The 2,079-nt window shown below is 35.7% G+C and carries 3 protein-coding genes and 1 pseudogene; 1 reads left to right on the top strand and 3 read right to left on the bottom strand.

Translation table 11 applies throughout. From position 1 onward, the window contains the following. On the top strand, positions 1 to 188 hold a 188-nt coding region (locus U3A58_RS21610; protein WP_323826472.1), incomplete at its 5' end, for a hypothetical protein. A 68-nt stretch (positions 189 to 256) separates the two neighbouring features. Here U3A58_RS21610 and U3A58_RS21605 read toward each other — a convergent pair. From U3A58_RS21605 to U3A58_RS21595, 3 genes and pseudogenes are all read right to left on the bottom strand, one after another. After that, entirely contained in the window at positions 257 to 1,399 is a 1,143-nt protein-coding gene (locus U3A58_RS21605) for an NADase-type glycan-binding domain-containing protein (RefSeq protein ID WP_323826471.1), read from the bottom strand. A 362-nt stretch (positions 1,400 to 1,761) separates the two neighbouring features. After that, positions 1,762 to 1,974 (bottom strand): BsuBI/PstI family type II restriction endonuclease, encoded by a 213-nt coding sequence (locus tag U3A58_RS21600; RefSeq protein WP_323826470.1) that lies wholly within the window; start codon positions 1,972 to 1,974, stop codon positions 1,762 to 1,764. A gap of 6 nt (positions 1,975 to 1,980) precedes the next feature. Next, a pseudogene (locus U3A58_RS21595) lies at positions 1,981 to 2,079 on the bottom strand (IS1595 family transposase); the annotation flags it as partial.

Raw genomic sequence — 2,079 nt, 5'->3', positions numbered from 1 at the left:
GTGCGGTCAGTTCCTTGGATAAATTTCATATAAAAAGATACAAAAATCACCCCATAAGTCCCATCGGGATAGTGGGTATTTTTAGTGAAATTTTGAATGAGTTTTTAGACAGTCTGACGTTTTGCAGCTACCCGAAGGTGGCGATTTCGGAGCGATTCACTTTCAATCAAGCAGAAACTTTGATTTAGCACGTCACTGTCATAAATGCACTGAACCCCCACTTGCGTGTAGGTGCTGTTAGCACTCGTTTTTCTTTTCAATTCGTCCATTTTGGTCTCTCCGTTTTTACTAAAAGTCCGTTTGCTATAAAATTGTCATCTGTTGTCAATTCTATTGTGTAGGTCAATTGTTCTTCTTCAATTTTCTCAATGGAAATTAAGTCAATGAACTTATTGTCTGACGGAACAAAAATTCTGTCACCGATTTTTAATTTAATTACTTCAGAAGTCTGTTCGTAGTTGTCGTTTGATTTTGTCGGGTTTACAGAAGCCCAATTTTTTCCTTCAACCCAAAATGGATGGTCGTCCGTTACAATTATTTCCCTGTCTGAAAAGCGAAGGTTTAAAAGCTTAGAATGTCTTACAGTTATTAATTGTGAAACTTTGGCTTTATCCAATTTGCCTGTCAAAAAGTTGAATGTGAGAACCCAATCTTGATTTGTAATTTCTTCAATCTTCTTAGTCGAGTTGTCTGCCAAAGCGATTTCTGTCCCTGCACCAAAACAATGAACATCTATACCGTCAAAGTAAATTTCAGTAATTGCTGTTTCATCATACTTCTCACCTTTATAAACATCTGCAATTTCAAATTTTATTGTCCACCAAGGTTTTTTATGTAGTTCGTCCCAATTATCTCTGTCGCTATAACCAAGTGGCTCAAACGAGAAAATTTGTTCTTGTCTTGTGTCTTCAAGCATTAGCAATGCAAATGGTTTGTCGTCAACATACATTTTAAGTTTCTTAACTCTTGAATTTTCTCTCCACGCTTTTTCTGATTTCACATAGCCATTTACAACGATAACTTTAGTTATTCTTGGGTTTTGAGGTTGAATATGATATGTGAGATATTCTCCAATTCCATTACCGGGAACTCCTTCAATCCAAGCTGTCTTGTAACTAAGGTCGTGAGCATTCCTTGCACTGAAGTTAATTCCCTTAAATGGTTTCAATTCAGAAGAAGCAGAAAGAGTGTCTTGTCCGCCACCACAATACCAACTGCAACCTACTCCAATTATGTCCCAATAACCTTCAATGTCAGTAGCACAAAATTCATAAAGCTTTTTTTGTTCTTTTGTAAAGTCTTTTTCATCAACTTTAGTCCCAACTTCTTTCCAAAACTTTTCGCACTCTTCTTGCTTTTTTAAAAACTCCAATTCTCCGTCAAGACTTTTGTCAACCAAGTAACCTAAAGNTTTTCATCAACTTTAGTCCCAACTTCTTTCCAAAACTTTTCGCACTCTTCTTGCTTTTTTAAAAACTCCAATTCTCCGTCAAGACTTTTGTCAACCAAGTAACCTAAAGTTGGTTTCATTTCTTTAAAAGTCTGCCCATAAACAGTCAGAGTGAATAAAGTCAAAATATATGTTATTATCTGTCGCATTGTCTGTCTTTTAAAATGAGTGCTAACGTTAAGAATATGGGGCGTTGGGCACTTCAAGGCTCCAAACTACCAATCAGCTATATATTTAATTAAATGTAATCATTTTCAACTTTAGCACTATCTGCCCAATGACCTATATTTAGTGTTGTGCCTTAGTGCTTTTTATTTGTCTATATATGGCCCAAGAAATTTGTCGCCATTGAAGTGTACTAAGTGATCAGGGTTATCCGCAATCCAAACTTCCGTTTCCCACGCAATTTCGGTCATAAATTGTCTAAACTTAGGTCTGTTTAAGAATGCAGTAACAAAAACTATTTCAGCCTTACAATCTTTTGTTAACTTTTTAAGCTGGATTAATCTTATAGAGGTGGCCATTTAACATCATATCAAATTCTGGATATATAATTTTTCAGCCTTAACCATTCTGTTGATCAGATTATGGAAAATGGTCTCTTTACTCTGAGACCGATTTGTTCTGTA

This window comes from Algoriphagus persicinus, from assembly GCF_035156415.1.
Lineage (GTDB): Bacteria > Bacteroidota > Bacteroidia > Cytophagales > Cyclobacteriaceae > Algoriphagus > Algoriphagus persicinus.
This window is presented reverse-complemented; position numbering and strand designations above follow the sequence as displayed.

Excerpts from the sequence above, each read along its gene's own strand:
- U3A58_RS21600 (WP_323826470.1), bottom strand. The coding sequence starts at position 1,974 with ATGGCCACCTCTATAAGATTAATCCAGCTTAAAAAGTTAACAAAAGAT.